The organism is Bacillus sp. 17RED48, from assembly GCF_019837545.1.
Classification (GTDB): Bacteria; Bacillota; Bacilli; order Bacillales; family Bacillaceae_G; genus Bacillus_A; species Bacillus_A wiedmannii.
This window is the reverse complement of sequence record NZ_JADAXG010000001.1, coordinates 914025-936470: the sequence shown is the minus strand read 5'-3', so window position 1 is coordinate 936470 and position 22446 is coordinate 914025. Positions and strand designations below refer to the sequence as shown.

At 36.0% G+C, this 22446-nt stretch carries 23 protein-coding genes; 6 read left to right on the top strand and 17 right to left on the bottom strand.

From position 1 onward, the window contains the following. Positions 1-12: 12 nt before the first annotated feature. Together ILT06_RS05210 and ILT06_RS05205 are read left to right on the top strand one after the other, a co-directional pair. The gene (locus tag ILT06_RS05210) at positions 13-510 is read left to right on the top strand and encodes an HNH endonuclease (protein ID WP_000788504.1); all 498 of its coding nucleotides are present in this window, start codon (positions 13-15) and stop codon (positions 508-510) included. Between the two features lie 181 nt (positions 511-691). After that, complete coding sequence (locus tag ILT06_RS05205; protein WP_367627525.1) at positions 692-1933, top strand: nucleotidyltransferase; 1242 nt, start codon at positions 692-694, stop codon at positions 1931-1933. A 24-nt stretch (positions 1934-1957) separates the two neighbouring features. Here the strand turns inward: ILT06_RS05205 and ILT06_RS05200 are convergent, their stop codons facing one another. Together ILT06_RS05200 and ILT06_RS05195 are read right to left on the bottom strand one after the other, a co-directional pair. Continuing rightward, a complete protein-coding gene (locus ILT06_RS05200; protein ID WP_064474963.1) occupies positions 1958-2983 on the bottom strand; it encodes a SepM family pheromone-processing serine protease in 1026 nt (341 codons plus the stop codon). Next, the gene (locus tag ILT06_RS05195; RefSeq protein WP_000662602.1) at positions 2976-3767 is read right to left on the bottom strand and encodes a patatin-like phospholipase family protein; all 792 of its coding nucleotides are present in this window, start codon (positions 3765-3767) and stop codon (positions 2976-2978) included. The genes ILT06_RS05200 and ILT06_RS05195 overlap by 8 nt, the downstream gene beginning before the upstream one ends. A gap of 113 nt (positions 3768-3880) precedes the next feature. On the opposite strand from ILT06_RS05195, the gene ylbJ reads away from it, so the two are divergent. After that, positions 3881-5110, top strand: coding sequence for a sporulation integral membrane protein YlbJ (gene ylbJ, locus ILT06_RS05190; RefSeq protein WP_064474961.1), 1230 nt, complete (start codon positions 3881-3883; stop codon positions 5108-5110). Here ylbJ and coaD read toward each other — a convergent pair. After that, on the bottom strand, positions 5102-5593 hold the full coding sequence (gene coaD, locus ILT06_RS05185; RefSeq protein ID WP_000200598.1) for a pantetheine-phosphate adenylyltransferase: 492 nt from the start codon (positions 5591-5593) through the stop codon (positions 5102-5104). The genes ylbJ and coaD overlap by 9 nt on opposite strands. Next, positions 5590-6156: a 16S rRNA (guanine(966)-N(2))-methyltransferase RsmD gene (gene rsmD, locus ILT06_RS05180; protein ID WP_064474960.1), complete on the bottom strand. Its 567-nt coding sequence runs from the start codon at positions 6154-6156 to the stop codon at positions 5590-5592. Before rsmD ends, coaD begins: the two co-directional genes overlap by 4 nt. Positions 6157-6682: 526 nt before the next feature. Here rsmD and ILT06_RS05175 point away from each other — a divergent pair. Then, entirely contained in the window at positions 6683-7072 is a 390-nt protein-coding gene (locus tag ILT06_RS05175) for a DUF7147 family protein (protein ID WP_000616012.1), read from the top strand. Positions 7073-7127: 55 nt separating this feature from the next. Here the strand turns inward: ILT06_RS05175 and ILT06_RS05170 are convergent, their stop codons facing one another. The 6 genes from ILT06_RS05170 to ILT06_RS05145 form a co-directional block, all read right to left on the bottom strand. Next, positions 7128-7394: a YlbG family protein gene (locus ILT06_RS05170; protein WP_002080814.1), complete on the bottom strand. Its 267-nt coding sequence runs from the start codon at positions 7392-7394 to the stop codon at positions 7128-7130. Between the two features lie 126 nt (positions 7395-7520). After that, the gene (locus ILT06_RS05165) at positions 7521-7970 is read right to left on the bottom strand and encodes a YlbF/YmcA family competence regulator (protein ID WP_000634355.1); all 450 of its coding nucleotides are present in this window, start codon (positions 7968-7970) and stop codon (positions 7521-7523) included. 116 nt (positions 7971-8086) lie between these two features. Continuing rightward, a complete protein-coding gene (locus ILT06_RS05160) occupies positions 8087-8656 on the bottom strand; it encodes a histidine phosphatase family protein (protein WP_222654943.1) in 570 nt (189 codons plus the stop codon). Positions 8657-8738: 82 nt separating this feature from the next. After that, a complete protein-coding gene (locus ILT06_RS05155; protein ID WP_064474958.1) occupies positions 8739-8984 on the bottom strand; it encodes a YlbE-like family protein in 246 nt (81 codons plus the stop codon). An 11-nt stretch (positions 8985-8995) separates the two neighbouring features. Continuing rightward, complete coding sequence (locus tag ILT06_RS05150; protein WP_061678261.1) at positions 8996-9433, bottom strand: YlbD family protein; 438 nt, start codon at positions 9431-9433, stop codon at positions 8996-8998. Positions 9434-9619: 186 nt separating this feature from the next. Then, on the bottom strand, positions 9620-10654 hold the full coding sequence (locus ILT06_RS05145) for a CAP domain-containing protein (RefSeq protein ID WP_064474956.1): 1035 nt from the start codon (positions 10652-10654) through the stop codon (positions 9620-9622). 206 nt (positions 10655-10860) lie between these two features. Between ILT06_RS05145 and ILT06_RS05140 the strand changes: the two genes are divergently transcribed. Next, on the top strand, positions 10861-11226 hold the full coding sequence (locus ILT06_RS05140) for a YugN family protein (RefSeq protein ID WP_064474955.1): 366 nt from the start codon (positions 10861-10863) through the stop codon (positions 11224-11226). A gap of 36 nt (positions 11227-11262) precedes the next feature. On the opposite strand, the gene ctaG is transcribed toward ILT06_RS05140, so the two are convergent. The 6 genes from ctaG to ctaB all read right to left on the bottom strand — a co-directional run bounded on the left by ctaG (position 11263) and on the right by ctaB (position 17175). Next, positions 11263-12168: a cytochrome c oxidase assembly factor CtaG gene (gene ctaG / locus ILT06_RS05135; protein ID WP_048563213.1), complete on the bottom strand. Its 906-nt coding sequence runs from the start codon at positions 12166-12168 to the stop codon at positions 11263-11265. An 85-nt stretch (positions 12169-12253) separates the two neighbouring features. After that, a complete protein-coding gene (gene ctaF / locus ILT06_RS05130) occupies positions 12254-12586 on the bottom strand; it encodes a cytochrome c oxidase subunit IVB (RefSeq protein ID WP_048563214.1) in 333 nt (110 codons plus the stop codon). A 3-nt stretch (positions 12587-12589) separates the two neighbouring features. Further along, entirely contained in the window at positions 12590-13213 is a 624-nt protein-coding gene (gene ctaE / locus ILT06_RS05125) for a cytochrome c oxidase subunit III (protein WP_000557861.1), read from the bottom strand. Further along, positions 13213-15048, bottom strand: coding sequence for a cytochrome c oxidase subunit I (gene ctaD, locus ILT06_RS05120; protein ID WP_154131176.1), 1836 nt, complete (start codon positions 15046-15048; stop codon positions 13213-13215). The genes ctaE and ctaD overlap by 1 nt, the downstream gene beginning before the upstream one ends. 60 nt (positions 15049-15108) lie before the next feature. Next, positions 15109-16158 (bottom strand): cytochrome c oxidase subunit II, encoded by a 1050-nt coding sequence (gene coxB, locus ILT06_RS05115; protein ID WP_088047251.1) that lies wholly within the window; start codon positions 16156-16158, stop codon positions 15109-15111. A gap of 93 nt (positions 16159-16251) precedes the next feature. Next, positions 16252-17175 carry a protoheme IX farnesyltransferase gene (gene ctaB / locus ILT06_RS05110; protein ID WP_001015062.1) on the bottom strand — a complete coding sequence of 308 codons (924 nt, stop codon included), beginning with the start codon at positions 17173-17175 and terminating at the stop codon, positions 16252-16254. Between the two features lie 496 nt (positions 17176-17671). Here ctaB and ctaA point away from each other — a divergent pair, with 496 nt between their 5' ends. Then, positions 17672-18607 (top strand): heme A synthase, encoded by a 936-nt coding sequence (gene ctaA, locus ILT06_RS05105; protein WP_088047250.1) that lies wholly within the window; start codon positions 17672-17674, stop codon positions 18605-18607. 85 nt (positions 18608-18692) lie between these two features. Here ctaA and pyc read toward each other — a convergent pair whose 3' ends face one another. Then, entirely contained in the window at positions 18693-22139 is a 3447-nt protein-coding gene (pyc, locus tag ILT06_RS05100) for a pyruvate carboxylase (RefSeq protein ID WP_088047249.1), read from the bottom strand. Between the last annotated feature and the right edge of the window lie 307 nt (positions 22140-22446).

The following is a 22446-nucleotide window of genomic DNA, read 5'->3' as shown; positions in this document are numbered from 1 at the left end:
GAGGTTCATGTTATGAAGAATCATTTTAAACACAATGCAGACGGCTCAACAACAATTTATTATACTCATCCAAAGACCGGTGACTTATTCGAAACCATCATCGATACCGAAGATTTTGAAAAAGTCAACAGTGTCAAAAACACTTGGGTATTTTATAAAAACGGCAAAAAAGTTAGAGTTAAATGTAGAATTGGTAACAAGCATCATTACCTTTATAGATATATCATGAATGCTGAAGATAGTATTGTAGTAGACCACATAGATGGTAATACATTAAACAATAGAAAATCTAACTTAAGATTAGTTTCACAAAAACATAACTTGCACAATCAGAAACAAAGAGGGAACTTACCTAGAAATGTTAATTACAATCCTTTGAGAAATAAGTATAGAGTTACATTCATGGTTGATGGTAAACGAAAAAGTTTTGGGCAATACGATACTGTCGAAGAGGCTGAAAAAGTAGCAATTGAAGCTCGTAGAAAATTCATGCCTGGTTCTATAAAATGATGATATGTGGGCAGTTTGTGGTCAATAAGGAAAAACAAGTTGGTCAAACCCCACGGTATAAGTGATATAATGCATATATAGTGTAAGTTTTTTCTTTACACTATAATGAAGTCATCATAGTAAATAATATATAGAGTATCACGTTTTTGAAAAAGATGCTACATCGAAAGGAGAGATTACCATAAAAGCCAGTGGTATTGTTGTTGAATATAACCCTTTTCATAACGGTCATGATTATCATGTGCAACAAACAAAAAAGTTAACACACGCTGATATTACAATCGCTGTTATGAGTGGCCCTTTTTTACAGCGTGGTGAGCCAGCACTCATATCCAAATGGTATCGTACCAAAATGGCCTTATCATGCGGTGTAGACCTTGTTGTAGAGCTTCCATACGCCTTCTCAACACAAAAGGCTGAAACCTTTGCAAATGGCGCTATTTCTATTTTAAACGCCCTGCGTGTTTCTGAAATTTGTTTCGGTAGTGAAGATGGGGAGATTGAAAATTTTCATAACACCATCTCTGTGCAAAAAAATGAAGAAGATACTTTTAATCGTCTTGTAAAGCAATTTATGAATGCAGGTAACAGTTACGCAAAAGCTACATCTGAAGCCTTCCTACACATTTTACCATCCGAAAAAAACATAGACATGTCACAACCGAATAACATATTAGGATTCCAATACATGAAATCAATTTTCTTACAAAATAGTTCTATGCAAGCACAAACGATAAAAAGATTCGCATCTCATTATCATGATGAAACATTTAGCGACCAACATATTGCAAGCGCAACTAGTATTCGTAAACAACTTTTTAGCGAAAATAGTTCTTTTACAGAAATTGAGCCTTTCATCCCAAAAGCGACTGCTTCTCTTTTAGCAAGTTACAAACAAAACTACGGGATATTACATAATTGGGAACAATACTTTTCATTTTTCAAATACAAACTCATGACGATGTCTCCAGAAGACTTACGACTTATATATGAAATAGAAGAAGGTTTAGAGCATCGTATTTTATCAAAAATCCAAAACAGTTCCTCCTTCCATTCATTCATGGAAGCATTAAAAACGAAGCGCTATACATGGACTAGATTACAAAGAGCTTGTACACACATTTTAACAAATACAACAAAAGAAGAAATACATAGCGCAAATATAGAGCAGCATGCACCGTACATTCGTCTACTAGGCATGTCACAAAAAGGACAAACTTACCTTTCAAAAAACAAGAAAAAAATAGAACTTCCCATCCTTACCCATACAAAAACATTTGACCATCCTACTTTACATATAGAGCGAAAAGCCAATTCTGTATATTTCTCCATCATGCAAGAACCATTACGAACACAACTACTAAAACAAGATGCAACACACCATCCAATTCGTTACGATGAAACAACTGCAAAATTCCTATAAAAAACCTCTCTTTTTCAGAGAGGTTTATTTTTTCTCGCCCATTTTTTCCAAATACAGCAATGCATCATCCAGCGTATCAACTGGTACAACTTTCATTTTTGTTTTAATATCTTTCGCAGCCGCAAGCGCATCTTTATAATTCGATTTCTCCGCACCTTTTTCATTTGGCGCAAAGAACACTTCAGCACCAGCATCACTTGCAGCGACCACTTTTTGCTGAATACCACCAATCGGGCCAATTTCTCCCTTTTCATTTATCGTCCCTGTTCCAGCTATTTCATGCCCTCTTGTTAAATCATCTTCCACAAGTTGATTATATATTTCTAATGTAAACATTAGGCCTGCCGATGGTCCGCCTATTTCATGAGAATCAATTTTCACTTTCGGATCTACCACTAATTCTCTTTCAGTAACGATAGAAACCCCTATACCAACACGCCCATTACCATTCGGAATGGTCTTTACATTTAAATTTTCTTTTAACTGTTTTCCATTCCTCTTGTACTCAATATTTACTGCTTCCCCTTCTTTTTTTCCTGTCATATATTCAATAAATTGCTCCGTCTTTTCAAATATTTTTCCGTCGACAGCTATGATGACATCTCCAAGCTTAAGCTTTCCTTCTGACGGCATCCCTTTCGCTACTCCTGCAACCAATACACCTTTATTTTCAAAAGAAACAGTACGATTTGCACGTTTATATGCATTATAGATTGCTGCATTTTGCGAATCTTTCATCGCATAATTTTGGCGAAATTGATATTCTTCATCACTCTCACCTTTTTGCAATATTTCTTCCGCTTTCGAAATATGTGTGTATTTATTAAACTGTGCCGCTATTAAATTCACCACATTTGCTGGTCCCATTGAAACCGTAACAAGCATAAAATCACCGGATTCTTTCGTTCCACCTTCAACTTGAACGTAAGGCTCTAATTTGGCCGCCATTCCTGGTTTTGTTACATAATACGGTAAACGTACGTAAACAAGTAACATCGCCAATATAACCCCTATTAAAATTGCATATATAAACCGAAAACGCTTAAACATTATGTTTCTCCTTCCACTGCTCAATTAATAAATAAATATTTGCAACATGTTTTTCCGCCTCTACTTCTCCAACTCGAATAATGTCTTCAATGTTTGTAAAAGCACGTGAACTAAATTGTTCTACAGCTGGTCGCATCATTAAATCCGATGCAATTTGTCGATTCATCACTAGCTCATGTTGCATAATTTCAATACTCTGCATAATTACATCATAAATAGATGTAACCTCTCCATTCACTTTAATCGGGGATACATCAACAGCAATAACAATATCAGCACCTAACTCTTTCACAACCGATACTGGAATGCGATCAATCACTCCGCCATCCACCAATAATCGTCCATCTATTTTTTCTGGTACAAACACTCCAGGTACAGATATGCTAGCTCTCACAGCCTCTGCAACAGGACCACTTGTAAAAACTACTTTTTCCCCCTTCAAGATGTCAGTAGCCACAACAGCCGTCGGGATATCTAACTCTTCTAAATTTTTATTATATGTAAACATTTTAATCATATCTTTGACACGTTTTCCAGCAATAAATCCCATTTTCGGAACTGTAAAATCTAAATAATATTTCCTCTTAAAAACATTTGCCAGTTTATACAACCTTTCAACGTTTGAGCTAGCTGCATAAAACGTACCTACTAAAGCCCCCATACTACTTCCTGCAATCATATGAATCGGTATACCATTTTCTCTTAAAACTTTTATAACACCAATATGTGCAAACCCTTTTGCGCCCCCAGATCCAAGAGCTAAACCAATTTTCGGTTCTTTCATTTTTCTCACCCTTTAATTTTTTTCATTCCTTTTTCATACTTATGGTCTAAATGCACTACGTATCCACGTATACTGAAATGAACGTTTTTTGGGACAAAGGGGGATTTACTTACATGTATGAAAAATGGAAAACGGCTTTTCTTACCATATCAACACTGTTTTTAACCTTTTCTCTTGTACTTCACCCCCAAGCTGCTTTGCAAGCTTCCATTCGAGGGTTAAATATATGGTGGGAAGTTGTATTCCCTTCACTTTTACCGTTTTTCATCATTGCGGAACTTCTAATTAGTATTGGTGTTGTAAAATTTATAGGTGTTATATTAGAACCACTCATGCGACCACTTTTTCGCGTTCCAGGGATAGGCGGATTTGTTTGGGCAATGGGAATGGCTTCAGGATTCCCTGCTGGCGCCAAATTAAGCGCTAGACTGCGTAAAAGTAATCAACTAACACAAATCGAAGCAGAACGCCTCGTATCTTTTACAAACTCATCTAATCCACTTTTTATTTTTGGAGCTGTTTCAATCGGTTTTTTCAATAATCCGAAATTAGGAATCGTATTAGCTGCTGCACATTATTTAAGTAACTTTGCCGTCGGGTTATTGATGCGTTTTTACGGCAATAACAATATTTCCACGAAGTATCAACATCCTACTAAAAAACGTCCTTTTCAAAACCCTTTTTCAGTCCTACACGAGACGCGCATGCAAGAAAAAAGACCATTAGGAAAATTACTTGGGGACGCTATCGTTTCTTCTATTCAAACGTTACTTATGATTGGTGGATTTATTATTTTATTCTCTGTTTTAAATAAAATGATTACTGTATTTCATATTACAGCAGCACTTTCTTTTATTATGCAACATATTTTATCATTCTTCCAACTAACTACAGAATTTAGTATTCCAATCTTATCAGGGATTTTTGAAATGACACTCGGTAGCCAAATGATTAGTCAAATAAATGAAACACCCCTCCTGCAGCAAGCTATGGTAACAAGCTTTATTTTAGCGTTTAGCGGCCTTTCTATTCAGGCACAAGTTGCTAGCATATTAGCTGAAACAGACATCCGATTTAAGCCCTATTTTTTCGCACGAATTATCCAAAGTATTCTGGCTCCTATTTTTACTTTTATATTTTGGAAACCATTTTATGAAAAAGTAAGCTCTTTTTCACCTATGCAAAAAGATATCCCCGTATTTTTATCGAATCATTCTTCTATACTGCAAGAAATTTGGACATCTTTTGTACACTATGGACCGATCTTTACTTTATTTTGTTTATATGTATATGTTATCTTATTATTTTTTCGTAGCAACAAAGAAAAACCCCGTTCACTTTAACGGGGTTTGAAACTTTTCTTTTAAAGCACGTTCTACAACAGGAGGTACAAGATCTACTACGCTTCCTCCATATCTCGCAACTTCTTTTACAATACTCGAGCTTAAAAATGAATATTGGTTATTTGTCATAATAAAAAAGGTTTCAATATTTTCATCTAATTTTCGATTCATAGAAGTAATTTGCATCTCATATTCAAAATCAGAAACCGCTCGTAACCCACGCAAAATCGCGTTTGCATTACGCATTTTCGCATACTCCACTAATAGTCCACTATGTGAATCTACTTTTACATTCGGGATATCCTTTGTTGCTTCTCGAATTAAATCTAAGCGCTCTTCAACTGAAAAGAACGGTTTTTTTGACGAGTTGTTTAAAACTACTACGTATACCTCATCAAATACTTTTGCTCCCCTTTTAATAATATCCAGATGCCCAAGGGTAATTGGATCAAAACTTCCCGAAGAAATAGCTATACTAGTCATTCCGTCCCCTCACCTTCATACTTATAAATCGATATTGCTGTAACCCCATAATTTTCAGCTCTTACTTTTACAAGACTCCCTATAGAATCAGGTAAAACCACATCATTACCATGCTCTGACATAATTAATCCATCTCTATGTAGCAATCCATGTTGATCCATCACACTAATTAAAGATACAATTTTTTGATCTTTATATGGAGGATCAATTAATATAAGATCGAATGATATTTCACGTTTTATAAGAGCCTTTACCGCACGTTCTGCATCATTTCGATATACTTCAGCTTGTTCCTGTATTCGACAACTTTCTAAATTTTGATGGATTACTTTTATCGCTTTATTATCTCGATCAACAAAAATTGCTTTATCAATCCCTCTACTTATAGCCTCGATTCCAAGACCACCACTACCGCCAAATAAATCAAGAGCGATACCACCATCAAAATAAGGACCTATCATATTAAATATTGATTCTTTTACTTTATCTGTCGTTGGACGTGTTGTATTACCTGGCACCGCTTTTAGTGGATGCCCTTTACATTTTCCTGAAACTACTCTCATCTGTTGTCACTACCTTTATTTCAATCTATCGAGCAATTATAGAAAACCTTTCTCCATTCGGTAACCGCTACCAAACTATACTATTCCATGAAATTTTCCATTCATTTCTCAATGAACAATAGGAGAACTTTGGCTTAAAATAACCGCTCTGCATTTTTATGTATTCATCTCACCATGCGCTAACACGAACCCATTATGTATATTCGTTTCACTTTATCTTTTTTATCCTATCATAAAATAAAAAAAAGAAAAATAAAAAGCCAAACATAAAATTTAATTTCATGATGTATATCTTCATTTAGATTGGACATAAATAATTATAACAACATCACCTTCGATGTTGTTGCCAACCGCGGAGAAGACTTACGTTTCCCCATAAGTTCTTCCTCCGGTTTCTCCTCTCCCTTTTCCTTCTTACTAGTACATGCTAGTATAAGAAGGGCCCTGCTTTGCAGGGTTTTTTTTCTTTGTCTACTTTTCATTTAAAAAGTGAGATGGTACAGTAAAAGAAAGAGGAGGAAAAAATATGATTCAACGCTTTATAGAACTCGGAGAAGGCTACTCTGATTTATATGAATTACTTGAAATTGCCAAAGCAAATCAAGAACGTATAACACATATGTTACAATTTGAAACGATTAAAAATGAAAAAAAAGTGTGCTCACTTGTTGTAATATTAAAACCAACTACTACTGGTGATTTCCAACCATTATACATATGTCGTGAAGGCATTCCTGTACTTGAAAATAAAAAAAGTAAACGCGTCATTTTATTTGAAGAAACGGCAGAACAACTAGGAAGAAAAGTGACTACCTTTACGGTAAAACCATCCACAACTTTCCCAGAAAAAGAACTGTTTTTCAATCATTTAATTGGTATTTTACGAATGAATAATTTCATTCCTCCAATGAAATAAATTGTTATTTCAAGTAAAAAAATCCCCTGCTAAAATTTGCAGGGGATTTTTTCTATTAGCTATAATCGTATTCTTTTGCCCGATCAGGACGTGAATTTTCAAATTCCGTTTTTAAATACGGGCGGTACGACTGTTCTATCTTCTTCACAAAAGGAAGCTTGTTCAACTTTTGCATCATATGCTCAATTTGTTCCATATCACAATATACTACTGCGTATTTTAAGCGTTTTGATATGTAATGTATGTTACCATATTTCCTTAAAATCTTGGCATGTTTCAATGAATGTAAATAAACAATCATACTTTGTCGTTGCCCGAACATAATCTTCTCCATCTTCTCCTTTTAAAAGCATATATTTTATATTTTATGAAAACCAATCAGAAATTTATGACATTACAGGACAAACTCTGTATACGTTTTCTTCTATCTTCTAAAAAACGGGGTAATTTACCCCGTTTTACAGCCACAACCTCCGCCGGTACCACAACCGCCACCACAGCCACCAGCATCAAAAAATGGATTTCCTGTTGGAACTTTGATGGAAGAAGACACCTCAGAACCGATTGCTACACTAACTTCATCTAACAACTTTTGCAAAGCTGTTTCTACTCGTTTAAAAGCTGCAACCTTATCATGTAAGTCTACAGAACGCTTTAACTCCCTCATCTTCGTCGAAACGAAAGTATAATCAGGATGGTATTTACCGAAACGTTGCACTTCTTCATATCGTTCTTTCATCGCTGTAAATTGCTGAATTAACGTCTGAACTTCCATATCTTCATGCAATTCTTTATAACACTTACGATAGTCTTCTGCTATATCTGAACAGATAATCGCTTTTGCAAGCTGCTCTGCCTTATCTAATATCAATACGCTTTCCAGCGTCGCTACAATCATGAGAGACACCTCCGAGTATTCATCATACCACATTTAGAATAGAACTACTAATTGAAGTGTCTCACTAAACAGAAAGATATCACTCTAACTATTTTCCATATAATTCTAGCACATACTTATTTAATATGTTCCGCAATATTATATTTCAGAACATCCCATTTCCCACTATTTTCTTTCACATAACTAATACATGCATTTTTTAATGGTGTCTTAAACGAAATATCTTCCGGTGCAATTGCATGTAAAATTGCTTTTATCGCATGTGAATGAGCTACAATGATAATACGTTTGCCAGAATAAGTTTCTGCAACATCTTTTACAGCAGCAAAGCAACGAGTTACAATCTCTTCATCTTGCTCCATACCTTCTACTTTACCTTCTGCAATTAGCTCCCTAACAGTCGCAACCGGCTTCCCAGAAGCTTCACCAAAATTACGTTCAACAAATCGCTCATCTAATAAAATCGATTGCAATCCTGTAGCCCCTGCAATTTCCTTAGCTGTTTCGTGCGCTCTAATTAATGGGCTACTTATAATTACATCCCATGCTTCCGCTTGCAAAGCAACTGCACTTTGACTTGCTTGCTTCTTTCCCACTTCATTAAGTGGAATATCTTCACGTCCTTGAATAATCTCTTGAAAATTCCAATCAGTTTGTCCATGTCGTACTAAACAAATTTCCGTCATGCTCATGCTGCAACTCCTTTTTAAATAATCCGCTTCTATTGTATCAAAAGTTCTGCATGACGGACATAGTTTTCCCTTCCAATTATGTTGTATTTTGTTGCTTCATATACTGAAACATATCGATCATAATGGAGGCAACTGCCAATTGGTTTTGAAATTTCTCAACTTTATCTGGTATCGTTTTTTTGAAATGCTGCATAGCTGCTAACTCAAAAGCCTCTTTCTCTTCAGGATTTCGCGTTAGTTTTCTATACCAGTACGGTTGCTCCCTAATATAGCGAGATAAATCCTCATCAGCCCTTATAAACTCCATAATTTCTGCTCTCATCCTCTTTCCCCCTAATCCTTCTGAAAGAAAAATGGATTATTTTCGGAAGTACTCTCTTCTTGCCGCGCGGGCTTCCCTTGAAATTGTTGAAAAACTTGTTGCACACTACCAATGGCACTCGTCACATTGGCTAAATGGTGTTGCATTTGTTCTACATCTAGCTTTTTAAAGAAAGAAAGCATTTGTCCCATCACATCTGCTGTTTTCTCCTCTTCAGTTCGATTATCTTTTTCTTGTTTATTTTCTTTTACCGAAGAAAAAGCAGGCGCTCCATCAGGTCTAAAAGTTGCCCATATCGGATCTTCTTCACCAAGTAAGTACCATTCTTCATAAAACTGTTGCCAAGTTTTGTGACCACTTCGAACCTCATGAACCATTTTAGGGTGATGGTTTACAAACTCTTTAAACTGTTGAACCGATGGATGTAACGGTCCTTTTGTTGTTGGCATAATCCTCACCTCTTCATGTATATCTACTATATAATAAGAAAAAAAAGGCACATGGTTCGCCTATTTTCAGACGATTCATGCACCTTTTTATCCTGCTATTTGCATACGGTAAGATTCCGACCTACACTTCAGTGAATACGAAGTACTTAAACGTGAGGTGTCCCCTACACAACTTAAAATTCCACTTTATTTCCGAATAAAGTTTTGTGTATAAAACTTATCGTATACCCCAACACCTAATCCTGTAAATTGTTCATTTAATACATTTTTTCTATGCCCTTCACTATTTAACCAACCTTGCACCGCCGCAATTCCATCACTATGTTGCGCCGCTATGTTCTCACCAGCAAGTTGAAACCCTACTTTCCCGCGCTGTAAACGATCTCCTAACGTACCTAATGTAGGTGAATCGTGTGAAAAGTAATTATTATCCTTCATATCTTTACTATGCCCTATAGCCACATCTGCTGTTTGTTGATCCCAAGCTAACAGCGGTAACTTATGGCGACTTCGAATAATATTTGTTAAATCAAAAATTTGTTGCATATTCCCATTCTCTATTTGTTTCATTTTATCTGGAGTCAATGGTTGTTCAGCTAGTAATTCACCCGAATAAACAAGCTGATACGGTCTTTGGCGTAATAACGTTTCATCATCCATATAACGAACACCAACAAGCTCATGTGTAAAATGATCAAAATATAATTGTGCCCAGCCATCTTCTACAGGTATTAATGGTTGTTCCATCACTTCCGTGTCAGATAACTCAAATTGATAACTATGTTTCCCTCTTTTTAACGAAATCTCATGCGAGAGTGGATTCTTTTTATACACTTCTTCATACTTTTCATTTATATAATAAGGCGGCACCTTAACTTGCTCACCAGCAACATACGCCGTTACAACTTTTCGTTCCGCAACCCCAAATTGCACATACTGAGTTAAATCTTGATTGTATACCCACCATTCATATCCGTAAGCAGATGGCTCTATTCGAGATGGTTCGCCCCATTTTGCTAATAAATTTTCAGAGTCCCCACCAATCATATTTAAAACCGTATTTGAAGAGTCTTCATTTACTTGTTTTTTCTTTTTCACAATTTTATTTTCTTGCTTTGATTGAGATGGGGTTAATATATATTGTGAAACGAGTAATTTCCCGTATAAGTCCACAGCTAAAATTAAAAATGTAATCATTACGATACGCAATAATTTCTTCAATCGATATACCTCCTGCACAAAACATAAAATTGAGATATACACAAATCCTTTTCTTTCCTTTTTTGTGTGTACCGTACTCTTTTCACTATATCATATTTTCGCAAAAAAAGTCTGGATTATCCCTTTTCTCTCAATATGAATTGCACTTTCTTATTATTCATACTATTATAAAAATAATGATGTAACATGAAAAGAGGAGGTATTATATGCAATTTACAAATACGAAATTTAATGGGGCAGTCGTTGATTTAACACTATTAACAGAGATTATGGAAAAGAACCATTTTGTACTTGCTGGACAGTGGGATTATGAACGAGTTACATACGATTATAAATTTGAAATATTAAACGATATTTATTATTTGCGCGTACTAGGTTTGGCTGTTGAAGGTGATGTTGGTAGCAGACACGCTGAAATCAAGCTACTTCCTCCCTTATTAGGAAAACATTATTATCCTCACGGCGTTGAATATGGTGATGGTGAAACTTTCCCAACGAATGTACTTCAAAAAAGCGAACAACTCCTACAAAATATCGAAAAAGAGTTAAAAGAATTCCAAATCATTGAATAAAATAAAAGTGAGTGCATCATATTGATGCACTCACTTTTATTTCGTTTGTAAATACGGCGGCAATTGTTGCAACTGCTCTTTATCCTTTTCACGCTCTCGACGCGCCCATCGAAAGAATACATAGCCTATAATTGTGCCATACACTATTTCCTGGACAATTTTCATAATGATGCCACCTGTTTGTTGGTCTTGTACGACTGGCATCCAGTGTAAAAATTCTGGTCCCGTTATATTTAAATCTGATAAAGTTCCCGCCGGTACACAAAGTTCCATCGCCTTCATCCAAGCAGCCGGATCCGTATAGGTTGCAAATAACGGTGCAGTTGCAAAAATGATTAACGCACAAGCTGGCGTTAATAATATACCGTTAGCAAACATATAACCAAGTTTCTTTATATCACTTAACGTTTGATATTCTGGTAATGGATTTAGCATCGGCCACCACATCATGATTGCCGTAAAGAACAATATAGCGAGACAAATAGGATGAGCAATTTGACTTTGTTTTACTGTGTCAAAAACAACTGGTAAATGATAAAAAGAAAACAGGCCATTAAATACAAACAATGCAATAAGTGGTTTAGCAAATATCTTTAATATAATTTGAACGAACTTAAAAGAAGTAATATAACGATATAACCAATCTGGTATACCAAGCAACAATAACGGTGGAACTGCAATATACATAACTGCCATCTCAAACATATGTGCACTAAATATAATATGACCAATTAAATCAATAGGCCCTCCCTTTACAAAATACAAAAGAACAATCCCGGTCGTAAAATAAAAAATTTGCTTCTTACTTACCTTCGTCGCATTTTCAAATCGCATTCTATATGGCCCAATAATTAAAAAGTACCCAATAAGAATCGAAAGCATAAATAATAAAAAGATTGGACTCCATAGAGCTTGAAAACCAAATATCCACAAGTTACTCATTGTTACACCTACCTTCTTAAGGTTATCCTTTCACATAATAAGAAGAGGGAGCTGTGACAACACAAGCTCCCTTATTTTTCACTTTTCAAATCCACACAATTGTCATAAAAGCTAAAATTGTAATTAACCCGATTAACAGACCAGAATAAAGAAAGAAACTTGCCGCTTCATGTCCTTTATGACTCATATGCATAAAATAATACAATTGAAAAATTACTTGTACCACTGCTAATAGTAAAATAAATGGTACTGAGAAAGTCGGACTAAAAGTTTTTGGATATGCTACTGCTACAAATGCAACAAATGTTAAAAAAATCATTAATGCAAACGTAATAACTTGATGCTTCATTTCCTCCGCACTTTTTCTCTTCCGATAAACAAGATCAACTTTAGGATTATTCGTTTGCTTTATCGCCATTGTTTATCCCACCATTCCCATTAAATATACTACAGTGAAAATAAACACCCAAACTACGTCAATAAAGTGCCAATAAATCGATGCAACATAAAACTTCGGTGCATTGTATAAATTTAGACCTCTCTTCGCATTTCTAAAGATTAATGTTAAAATCCAACACAATCCAAACAATACGTGTAGTCCATGCGTACCAACAAGAGCATAAAACGCGGAACCAAACGCACTACTTCTCATAGTATGCTTAAATTCATGCGTATAATGATAAAACTCATATATCTCAAACCCTAAAAATCCTAAACCTAGCAACACTGTTACTAATAGCCAAAGTTGCATTTTCTTAAAGTTAAAGTTTTTCATATGATACATCGCATATACGCTCGTTAAGCTACTCGTTAATAAAAGCATCGTCATAATGAAAACGAGTGGCATTTGGAACATCTCTTGAGATGTTGGTCCACCATTTGTAGAATTCTTTAACGCTAAATATGTGCCAAACAAGGAAGCGAACAATACTGTTTCGCCTCCAAGAAATAACCAAAAACCGACAAACTTATTTTTTCCCTCAAGGGTTGCTTTTTCAGGCTCTGCTGGAAATGTTTCATTCGTTAATTTTTCATCTACATGCATTATGCCTTGCCCCCCTTATCTTCTAAATCTTCCTTATGAATATGATATCCATGATCATCGATCACTGAACGTAGGAACATTGTACCGAATGTAATGATTAAACCAATAATTGCTACTAATAACCAAAACTTATCTTTTCCACCCTGCATATACATTGCACCGAATGCAGCTATAAACAATCCTAAAGAAATGATAAATGGTGAAAACGATGGATTTGGCATATGAATATCATCAACTGGTTCCGCCGCTGTCATCTCTTTATTCCCTTCGCGTTTTTCAATCCAAAACGGATCTAATCCGCGAACAAATGGTAATTGTTTAAAGTTATATTCCGGTGTAGGTGCTGGCATTGTCCATTCTAATGTACGTGCATCCCATGGATCACGACCAGCCTTTTCTTTTGATACTGTTGTTTTGATTACATTGAATAGAAGAACAATCGTTCCAAGAGCCATAAATACCGCTCCAATAGAACTAATCATATTCCCCATTTCCAACCCTTGACCTTCAAGATATGTGTAGTAACGACGCGGCATACCAATCAATCCAAGGAAATGCTGAATGAAGAACGTTAAATGGAAACCGATAAAGAATAGCCAAAATGTTATCTTTCCTAACGTTTCATTCAATACTTTATTAAACATCAGTGGCCAATAATAATGAGCTCCTGCAAGTAAACCAAATACAACACCGCCGACGATTACATAATGAAAGTGCGCTACTACGAAATAGTTGTCATGAAATTGATAATCAGCAGGCGCAGATGCTAGCATAACACCTGTAACTCCTCCCATTACGAATGATGGAATGAAAGCTACTGCCCACATCATCGGTGTCGTAAAACGAATACTTCCGCCCCACATCGTAAAGAGCCAGTTGAATATTTTAATACCGGTCGGAACCGCAATCGCCATTGTTGCAACTGAGAAAATAGCATTTGCAACTGGACCAAGCCCGACAGTAAACATATGATGCGCCCATACCATAAATCCTAAGAATCCAATTAATACTGTCGCAAACACCATCGATGAATAACCAAATAATCGCTTTTTCGAAAATGTCGCGAAGATTTCTGAGAATATTCCGAAAGCTGGGAGTATAAGAATGTATACTTCTGGATGACCGAAAATCCAGAATAAATGCTCCCATATAATTGTATTCCCGCCCAATGCTGGATTAAAGAAACTTGTTCCAAATAAACGATCTAACATTAAAAGTCCTAATCCTACAGTTAATGGCGGAAAAGCGAATAATATTAGCGAAGATGTTACAAATGTCGTCCATGTAAACATCGGCATACGCATATACGTCATTCCTGGCGCACGCATATTAATAATGGTTACAAGGAAGTTAATACCTCCAATTAATGTACCAATACCAGAGATTTGCAAGCCGAGTACATAAAAATCAACACCATGGCCTTTTGAGGCTAAAGCTAAAGATGCATAAGATGTCCATCCTGCATCAGGTGCTCCACCTAAAAACCAACTTAAATTTAAAAATACTCCACCAAAGAAAAATAACCAAAATCCAAGTGAATTCAAAAACGGGAACGCTACATCACGTGCACCAATTTGAAGTGGTACAGCGGCGTTCATAAATGCAAACACGAGTGGCATAGCTGCGAGGAAAATCATTGTTGTACCGTGCATCGTTAATACTTGATTATAAGCATCCCCAACAAGAAAAGCGTTGTTAGGAATCGCTAATTGAAGGCGAATAAATAGAGCTTCTATTCCGCCTATTATAAAAAACAATCCACCTGCAATTAAATAGAGAATGGCAATCTTTTTATGGTCTACTGTCGTTAAATAATCCCATATGACAGCACCCATCCCCTGTTTTTTTGCTACAGAACTCACGTTTTCAACCTCCCCTTCGCGAATAATCCCTCTTTACTTTTCAACTTTTAACGTTTGTAAGTATGCATTTAATGCATCAATTTGATCATCCGTTAAGTTGCCATATTTACCAGTCATTTTATTTCCTGGTTTCATATTTTCAGGATCTTTCAGCCATTTTTTTAAGTTTTCTTTATTGTTTTCGGCAATACCGGCAACCATATCGCGATCCGCAAAGTTTGCTAAGTTTGGTGCGATACGAGCGGAAGGTGGTCTACTATCATTGGATCCAACTGCGTGACAACCAATACAGCTTTTATTAAATATTTCTTGGCCCTCTTGCGCCTTTGTTGAAGCTACTTCTTTCTTCCCATCAATCTTCTTCATATCAGCAAGCCACTTTTTGTACTCGCTTTCATCTAAAGCTTTCACTTTGAATTGCATTAAAGAATGTGATGGGCCGCAAAATTCTGTACAAAAACCATTATAAGTGCCCGATTTATCTGCCTTTAACCACATTTTGTTCACATTGTCTGTATTTGTATCCATTTTCCCAGCTAAAGATGGAACCCAAAACGAATGTTTAATATCGGCACCCTTCAAATTCAAATACACTTTCTTACCTGTGGGGATGACCAAATCTTGAGAAGTGACTATTTTTTCTGATTTATAAGAAAATTCCCACCAATAAAGATTCGCTGTTACATCAACAACGATAGTATCTTTATCAATATTCTTTTTCTCCATCGCACTTACATCAGCAAGTTTGAATGTATATGTAACCGTCGGAACAGCTAAGATTAACAAAAGAATAATCGGAATAACTGTCCATATAATTTCTAACTTGTGATTCCCTTCAACTTGCTCCGGAATATAATCTTCCTGACCTTTCTTTTGTCGGAAACGCACAATTACATATAAGAAAATAATAGTAACTACTAGTACTACTCCTACCATGATCGCAGTTGCTAGTAAGAGCAAATCATATTGCATTTTTGCTACTTCTCCTTGCGGAATTAAAGTAGATTGAAAGGCTTTACCGCATCCCCCTAACAGTAAAGCCAGCAGTGAAACGAACGAAAGCAGTCGCCACTGTTTCTTCATACAAACAACCCCCACTTTCCTTGTGAATTAGATTGTACTTTATAGTTAAGTAAAGTAAATCTCAACGTAAAGAAATCCAATTATGTCGTTGTCTTAGAAGAATGTAACTACAATCATTGATACAAATAAGATTGTTAAATAATTTAGGGAATAAACAAACATTTGTACGGACCATTTGATGTCATCTTGCTTACGGAAGCCATAAAATCCTAAAACGATCCATCCGATGTTTAACAATGTTGCAATTACCATAAATGTTATCCCTAGTCCACTCATATAAAATGGTAGTGGTAATAAACATACTGTCCAAATCATAATTTGGCGTTTCGTAATTTCAAATCCATGAACTACAGGAAGCATTGGAATTCCTGCATTTCGATATTCATCAACACGTTTCATCGCTAATGCGAGAAAATGTGGGATTTGCCAAATAAACATAATTAAAAATAACATCCAAGCAATTGGATGGCCTAAAGATGGATCGATTGCTGCCCATCCAATTAAAGGTGGAACTGCTCCAGATATACTACCTACAACAGTATTTAGTGTATACTTTCTCTTTGTCCATAACGTATATAAGACAACATATGTGAAAGCACCAATAAATCCCATTAATACTGCCATTGGTGTTGTTAATAATAAAAATACAAATCCAAGAAGTAATATAACTAGTCCAAATGTAAGTGCAAATCCCGGTTTATACTTCCCAGTAACCGTTGGACGGGTTTTTGTTCTTTCCATTAATGGGTCGATGTCTCGATCAATGTAATTATTTAAACAACATACCCCCGCCATAATTAATCCAGAACCAACGATTGTAAAGAATAACTTATCCAGATTGTCCATCACACTTAATCCATTAAAATGTAATGCCAACCAAAATCCTGTAAATACAGTAAGTGTATTTGAGTTTACAATCCCCATTTTAACGAGCGCTGATAAATCTTGTAGCCGAGTTGTTTCCGGTACACTTGTAACAGCTGACTCATCATGCAGCTCACTTGTTGCATGGTTCATCACTTTAACCCCCTCTTAAAACTTTCATCTTTCTTTTTGCGCCTATTTCGAATGAAATATTTCGCTTCTATATAGCAATATTATTACAGTAGAAATATTGTTAATCCATTCTACTACTAATCTACGCCCATACTCCAATATATTAAATCATATTTCCCGAACATTTTGTGAAGAAAACATGAACTTTTTGTGTCGAATATAAAAACTTAATTCTTACTTGTCCTTATCATAACATGATGTTACCTTCTATCATAAACTTTTTTGTCATATTTAACACGTATTCTCCCCATTTCTTTTCAAAATAGCCTGTTTTTCACCTAAAAATTCCCTTATACATCCTATTTCCACACCCATTTTCTCTCCCCTGTCTGCGCCCACCATTTCTTTGCTATTTTATTATTTTTTATATATCATAGGAACTAGCGCGTTTTATTCTATACATAATGGAATGAAAATATTTCGCAATAACTTCATAGCAGAAAGATGGTGAAATAGATTGCAACGCTTTATTAAATGGTTAGCAGTCATTACGAGTCTTGATTTATTAATAGTTTTACTAGGAGGCGCCTTAGTTACAAAAACAGGTTCTGGCCAAGGGTGCGGTAAATCATGGCCACTTTGTAACGGTGAATTTGTTCCATCTAATTTATCAATGGAAACTATTATTGAACTAAGTCACCGCCTTACATCAGGATCAGCAGGAATTCTTGTCACTCTCCTTTGTATTTTGTCCTGGAAATATTATAAACATGTGCGCGAAACAAAAACGTTAGCAATTTTATCCTTCGTATTTTTAGTTGCACAAGCATTAATGGGAGCGGCAGCAGTTGTTTGGGGACAAATTCCAGCTGTACTCGCTATCCATTTCGGTATTTCCTTAATTTCATTTGCTTCTGTCATTTTATTAACGTGTCTTATCTTTGAAATTGACCAGAAATTTGATGCACGTTCACTTATTATGGACAAAAAAATGAAATTTCATATTTATGGTGTAACAATTTACAGTTATATTGTCGTCTACACAGGTGCTTTAGTACGTCACGAACGAGCTAGCTTAGCCTGTCCAGACTTTCCTTTATGTAGCAAAAATAGACCTATGCCAACTCAACTACATGAATGGGTTCAAATGGGGCATAGAGTTGCAGCGATGTTAATTTTCGCTTGGATACTATACGCGATGATTCTCGCTATTCGCCATTACAAGCAGCAGCCTGTCGTATACTGGGGATGGATCATTTCATTTATCCTTGTTACACTTCAAGCTATCGTGGGAATTTTAGTCGTATTTACAAATGCTAATTTAGTAATGGCATTATTACATTCACTATTCATTTCTTGCTTGTTTGCTGTACTATGCTATTTAGTTATGTTAGGTACAAGAAGTAAAGCGAATGCAAAAGAAGCTGAATCAACTTCTCAACAAACAAAATAAATTTAAATTAAAATACCTTGCCGAATTGGCAAGGTATTTTTTACGATAAAGAAAAAGAGCTGCATTTACACAGCTCTTTTCTATTTTAGTGATCTAATTCAATGAGTAAGTCACCCGTTTGAATTGCATCTCCATCGTTAACATATACTTTTTTCACTTTACCATTGAAAGGCGCTTGAACTGTCGTTTCCATTTTCATCGCTTCTGTAATTGCCATAGAATCGCCTTTTTTCACTTCATCGCCTTCTTTTACAACTACTTTAATAACCGTTCCTGGCATTGTTGCACTAATGTGGTTTGGATTTTCACGGTTTCCTTTCACACGTTGTGCCACTGTTGCTTTCACACTTTCGTCTTTCACGACAATCTCACGTGGTTGACCGTTAAACTCCAAGTAAAGAATACGATTTCCATCTGGCTGAGGCTCTCCGATTGATACTAGTTTAACCATCAATGTTTTTCCTTGTTCGATTTCCACATTAATTTCTTCACCAAGTCTCATACCATAGAAGAATGTCGGTGTATCAAGTACAGATACACTTCCATAAAGCTCAGCAACTTTTTCGTAATCCATAAATACTTTTGGATATAATGCATATGCAACGACATCAAAAATCGTCACTTCGCGTCCAAGCTTATGGAATAGCTCTTCTTTTAACGCGTCGAAATCTACTGGCTCTAATAATTCACCCGGCCTTACTGTTAATGGCTCTTTCCCTTTTAAAATAATTTCTTGTAACTTTTTCGGGAAACCACCATACGGTTGTCCTAAATCTCCTGAGAACATTTCAACAACAGATCCTGGGAAGTCCATAGAATGCCCACGCTCTAAAACATCTTGTTCTGTTAAGTGATTTTGAACCATAAATAATGCCATATCACCGACAACTTTAGATGATGGTGTTACTTTTACAATATCGCCAAACATGTCATTCACACGGCGGTACATTACTTTCACTTCATCGAAGCGATCTCCTAAACCAACCGCCTTCGCTTGTTGTTGTAGATTACTATACTGTCCGCCTGGCATTTCGTGCATATATACCTCTGTATGAGGAGCATTCATACCACTTTCAAACGGTGCGTAGTATTTACGTACATCTTCCCAGTAATGAGATAGTTTTTCTAATGAATCTACGTTAACGTCTGGCTGTCTTTCGTTTCCACCTAAAGCGTAGTATAGCGTGTTTGCGCTTGGTTGTGACGTTTGACCAGCCATAGAACTTACTGCTACATCGACAATATCAACACCTGCTTCAATTGCCTTTGTATACGTTAATATACCATTTCCACTCGTATCGTGTGTATGCAAGTGAATCGGAATCGATACCGTCTCTTTTAATGCAGAAACTAAATCATATGCCGCATTAGGTTTTAATAAGCCTGCCATATCTTTAATTCCTAATATATGTGCTCCTGATGCTTCTAACTCTTTTGCTAAATTTTTATAGTAATTTAAATCATATTTACTACGTAACGGATCATGAATATCTCCTGTGTAGCACATTGTTGCTTCTGCAATTTTACCAGTATCTCGTACAGCATCAATCGCAACTCTCATACCTTCTACCCAGTTTAAGCTATCAAAAATACGGAACACATCAATTCCAGCTTGGGCAGAACATTCCACAAATTTTTGAATTAAATTATCCGGATAGTTTTTGTAACCAACTGCGTTTGAAGAACGAAGTAACATTTGGAATAAAACGTTTGGCATTTTTTCACGAAGATCTAGTAATCGTTCCCATGGATCTTCCTTTAAGAAACGATATGCAACATCAAACGTTGCACCACCCCACATTTCCGCTGAGAATAGGTTCGGTAACATTCTCGCTGTCGGCTCTGCAATTTGATGTAAATCTTTTGTACGAATACGTGTCGCAAGTAATGACTGATGCGCATCACGGAATGTTGTATCCGTTAAAAGTACACGCTTTTGATCTTGTACCCATTTTACTAATCCGTCTGCTCCACGCTCATCCAAAATTTGTTTCGTTCCATTTTGAACCGGCTCTGAGTGTAATACATTCGGTATACGAGCATCTGGGAAAATTGGTTTCTCTTTTTTTCCTACTCCTGGGAAGCCATTTACTGTTACTGTCCCAATGTAATTTAACATTTTCGTTCCGCGGTCTTTACGTTTCGGGAACAGGAATAGTTCAGGTGACGCATCAATAAATGAAGTGTCATATTCTCCTGATAAGAAGTTTTTATGTTTTACTACATTCTCTAGGAATGGAATATTTGTTTTAATACCACGAATACGGAATTCTTTTAAGTTACGTTCCATTTTCGCAGCAGCTTGTTCAAAAGTAAGTGCCCATGTTGTAACTTTTACAAGTAAAGAATCATAGTACGGTGTAATAACAGCACCTTGGAAACTATTACCTGTATCAAGACGAACACCGAAACCACCGCCTGATCGGTATGCCATAATTTTCCCTGTATCCGGCATGAAATTATTTAGTGGGTCCTCAGTCGTTACACGAGATTGGATCGCAAATCCATGAACAACTACTTCCTCTTGCTTCGGAACACCTACCATTTTACTATGTAATGCATGTCCATCAGCTATTAAAATTTGCGATTGAACGATATCTACCCCTGTGATCATTTCTGTAATTGTATGTTCAACTTGAACACGCGGATTTACTTCAATAAAGTAAAACTCATCACCTTTTACAAGAAATTCTACTGTTCCTGCGTTTAAATAATTTACATTTTTTGTTAATTTCACAGCAGCATCACAAATACGCTGACGCAAATCATCTGAAAGCGACACACTAGGTGCGATTTCTACCACTTTTTGGTGACGACGTTGTACAGAACAGTCACGCTCGTATAAATGAACAACATTGCTCTCTTCATCTGCTAAAATTTGAACTTCTATATGTTTAGGTTTTTCAACGAATTTTTCAACGTATACTTCATCATTACCAAAGGCTGCTTTCGCTTCTGACTTCGCTCGATTATACGATTCTCTTAATTCTTCACTAGTACGTACAATACGCATACCACGACCGCCACCGCCAAGGGAAGCTTTAATAATAATCGGGTAATCATACTTTTCAGCAAATTCTCCAACTTCTTCTACTGAATTTACCGGCCCATCACTACCAGGAATAACTGGAATTTGTGCTAGCTGCGCTTGTGTTCTTGCTTTCACTTTATCTCCAAACATATCTAAATGCTTACTCTTTGGACCAATAAAGATAATCCCTTCTTCTTCACAACGTTTTGCGAATTGAATATTTTCTGACAAGAAACCATATCCAGGGTGGATTGCATCTACATGATTACTTTTCGCAATCTCAATAATGCCCTCAATATCTAGATAAGCATCAATTGGCTTTTTCCCTTCCCCAACTAAATAGGACTCATCGGCTTTATAACGATGATAAGAACCACTATCCTCTTTAGAATAGATTGCAACTGTTTTTAATCCAAGTTCCGAACAAGCTCGAAACACACGAATTGCAATCTCTCCACGGTTAGCTACCAATACTTTTTGAATACGTTGCAGCTTTGTCATGATTTTCCCCCTCTACTTTCCTACCACTCTAGAGATAAAATATACACACACCATAAAGAGCGTGAAGTTCTTCACTTTCTACATTATATTATACTTAGAAAGCTTCACTTTATTTTTATCCATCATACCTTATTTTTTAACAAATGATAAGTTTTCTGATCAATTTGTTTCACAAAAACAGTATAGCATACCTCTTCCTTTTCTAACAACTTAATTGTATATCACATTTAAACAAATGTGATATATTTTTTAATATAATTATCAATTAATACGTCATATTTAATGTTTCTTGAAAATAAAAAACACA

Coding starts and splice junctions, on each gene's coding strand:
- ILT06_RS05210 (WP_000788504.1), top strand. CDS start 13: ATGAAGAATCATTTTAAACACAATGCAGACGGCTCAACAACAATTTAT.
- ILT06_RS05200 (WP_064474963.1), bottom strand. CDS start 2,983: ATGTTTAAGCGTTTTCGGTTTATATATGCAATTTTAATAGGGGTTATA.
- ILT06_RS05195 (WP_000662602.1), bottom strand. CDS start 3,767: ATGAAAGAACCGAAAATTGGTTTAGCTCTTGGATCTGGGGGCGCAAAA.
- ylbJ (WP_064474961.1), top strand. CDS start 3,881: ATGTATGAAAAATGGAAAACGGCTTTTCTTACCATATCAACACTGTTT.
- coaD (WP_000200598.1), bottom strand. CDS start 5,593: ATGACTAGTATAGCTATTTCTTCGGGAAGTTTTGATCCAATTACCCTT.
- rsmD (WP_064474960.1), bottom strand. CDS start 6,156: ATGAGAGTAGTTTCAGGAAAATGTAAAGGGCATCCACTAAAAGCGGTG.
- ILT06_RS05175 (WP_000616012.1), top strand. CDS start 6,683: ATGATTCAACGCTTTATAGAACTCGGAGAAGGCTACTCTGATTTATAT.
- ILT06_RS05170 (WP_002080814.1), bottom strand. CDS start 7,394: ATGTTCGGGCAACGACAAAGTATGATTGTTTATTTACATTCATTGAAA.
- ILT06_RS05165 (WP_000634355.1), bottom strand. CDS start 7,970: ATGATTGTAGCGACGCTGGAAAGCGTATTGATATTAGATAAGGCAGAG.
- ILT06_RS05160 (WP_222654943.1), bottom strand. CDS start 8,656: ATGACGGAAATTTGTTTAGTACGACATGGACAAACTGATTGGAATTTT.
- ILT06_RS05155 (WP_064474958.1), bottom strand. CDS start 8,984: ATGAGAGCAGAAATTATGGAGTTTATAAGGGCTGATGAGGATTTATCT.
- ILT06_RS05150 (WP_061678261.1), bottom strand. CDS start 9,433: ATGCCAACAACAAAAGGACCGTTACATCCATCGGTTCAACAGTTTAAA.
- ILT06_RS05140 (WP_064474955.1), top strand. CDS start 10,861: ATGCAATTTACAAATACGAAATTTAATGGGGCAGTCGTTGATTTAACA.
- ctaG (WP_048563213.1), bottom strand. CDS start 12,168: ATGAGTAACTTGTGGATATTTGGTTTTCAAGCTCTATGGAGTCCAATC.
- ctaF (WP_048563214.1), bottom strand. CDS start 12,586: ATGGCGATAAAGCAAACGAATAATCCTAAAGTTGATCTTGTTTATCGG.
- ctaE (WP_000557861.1), bottom strand. CDS start 13,213: ATGCATGTAGATGAAAAATTAACGAATGAAACATTTCCAGCAGAGCCT.
- ctaD (WP_154131176.1), bottom strand. CDS start 15,048: ATGGGTGCTGTCATATGGGATTATTTAACGACAGTAGACCATAAAAAG.
- coxB (WP_088047251.1), bottom strand. CDS start 16,158: ATGAAGAAACAGTGGCGACTGCTTTCGTTCGTTTCACTGCTGGCTTTA.
- ctaB (WP_001015062.1), bottom strand. CDS start 17,175: ATGAACCATGCAACAAGTGAGCTGCATGATGAGTCAGCTGTTACAAGT.
- pyc (WP_088047249.1), bottom strand. CDS start 22,139: ATGACAAAGCTGCAACGTATTCAAAAAGTATTGGTAGCTAACCGTGGA.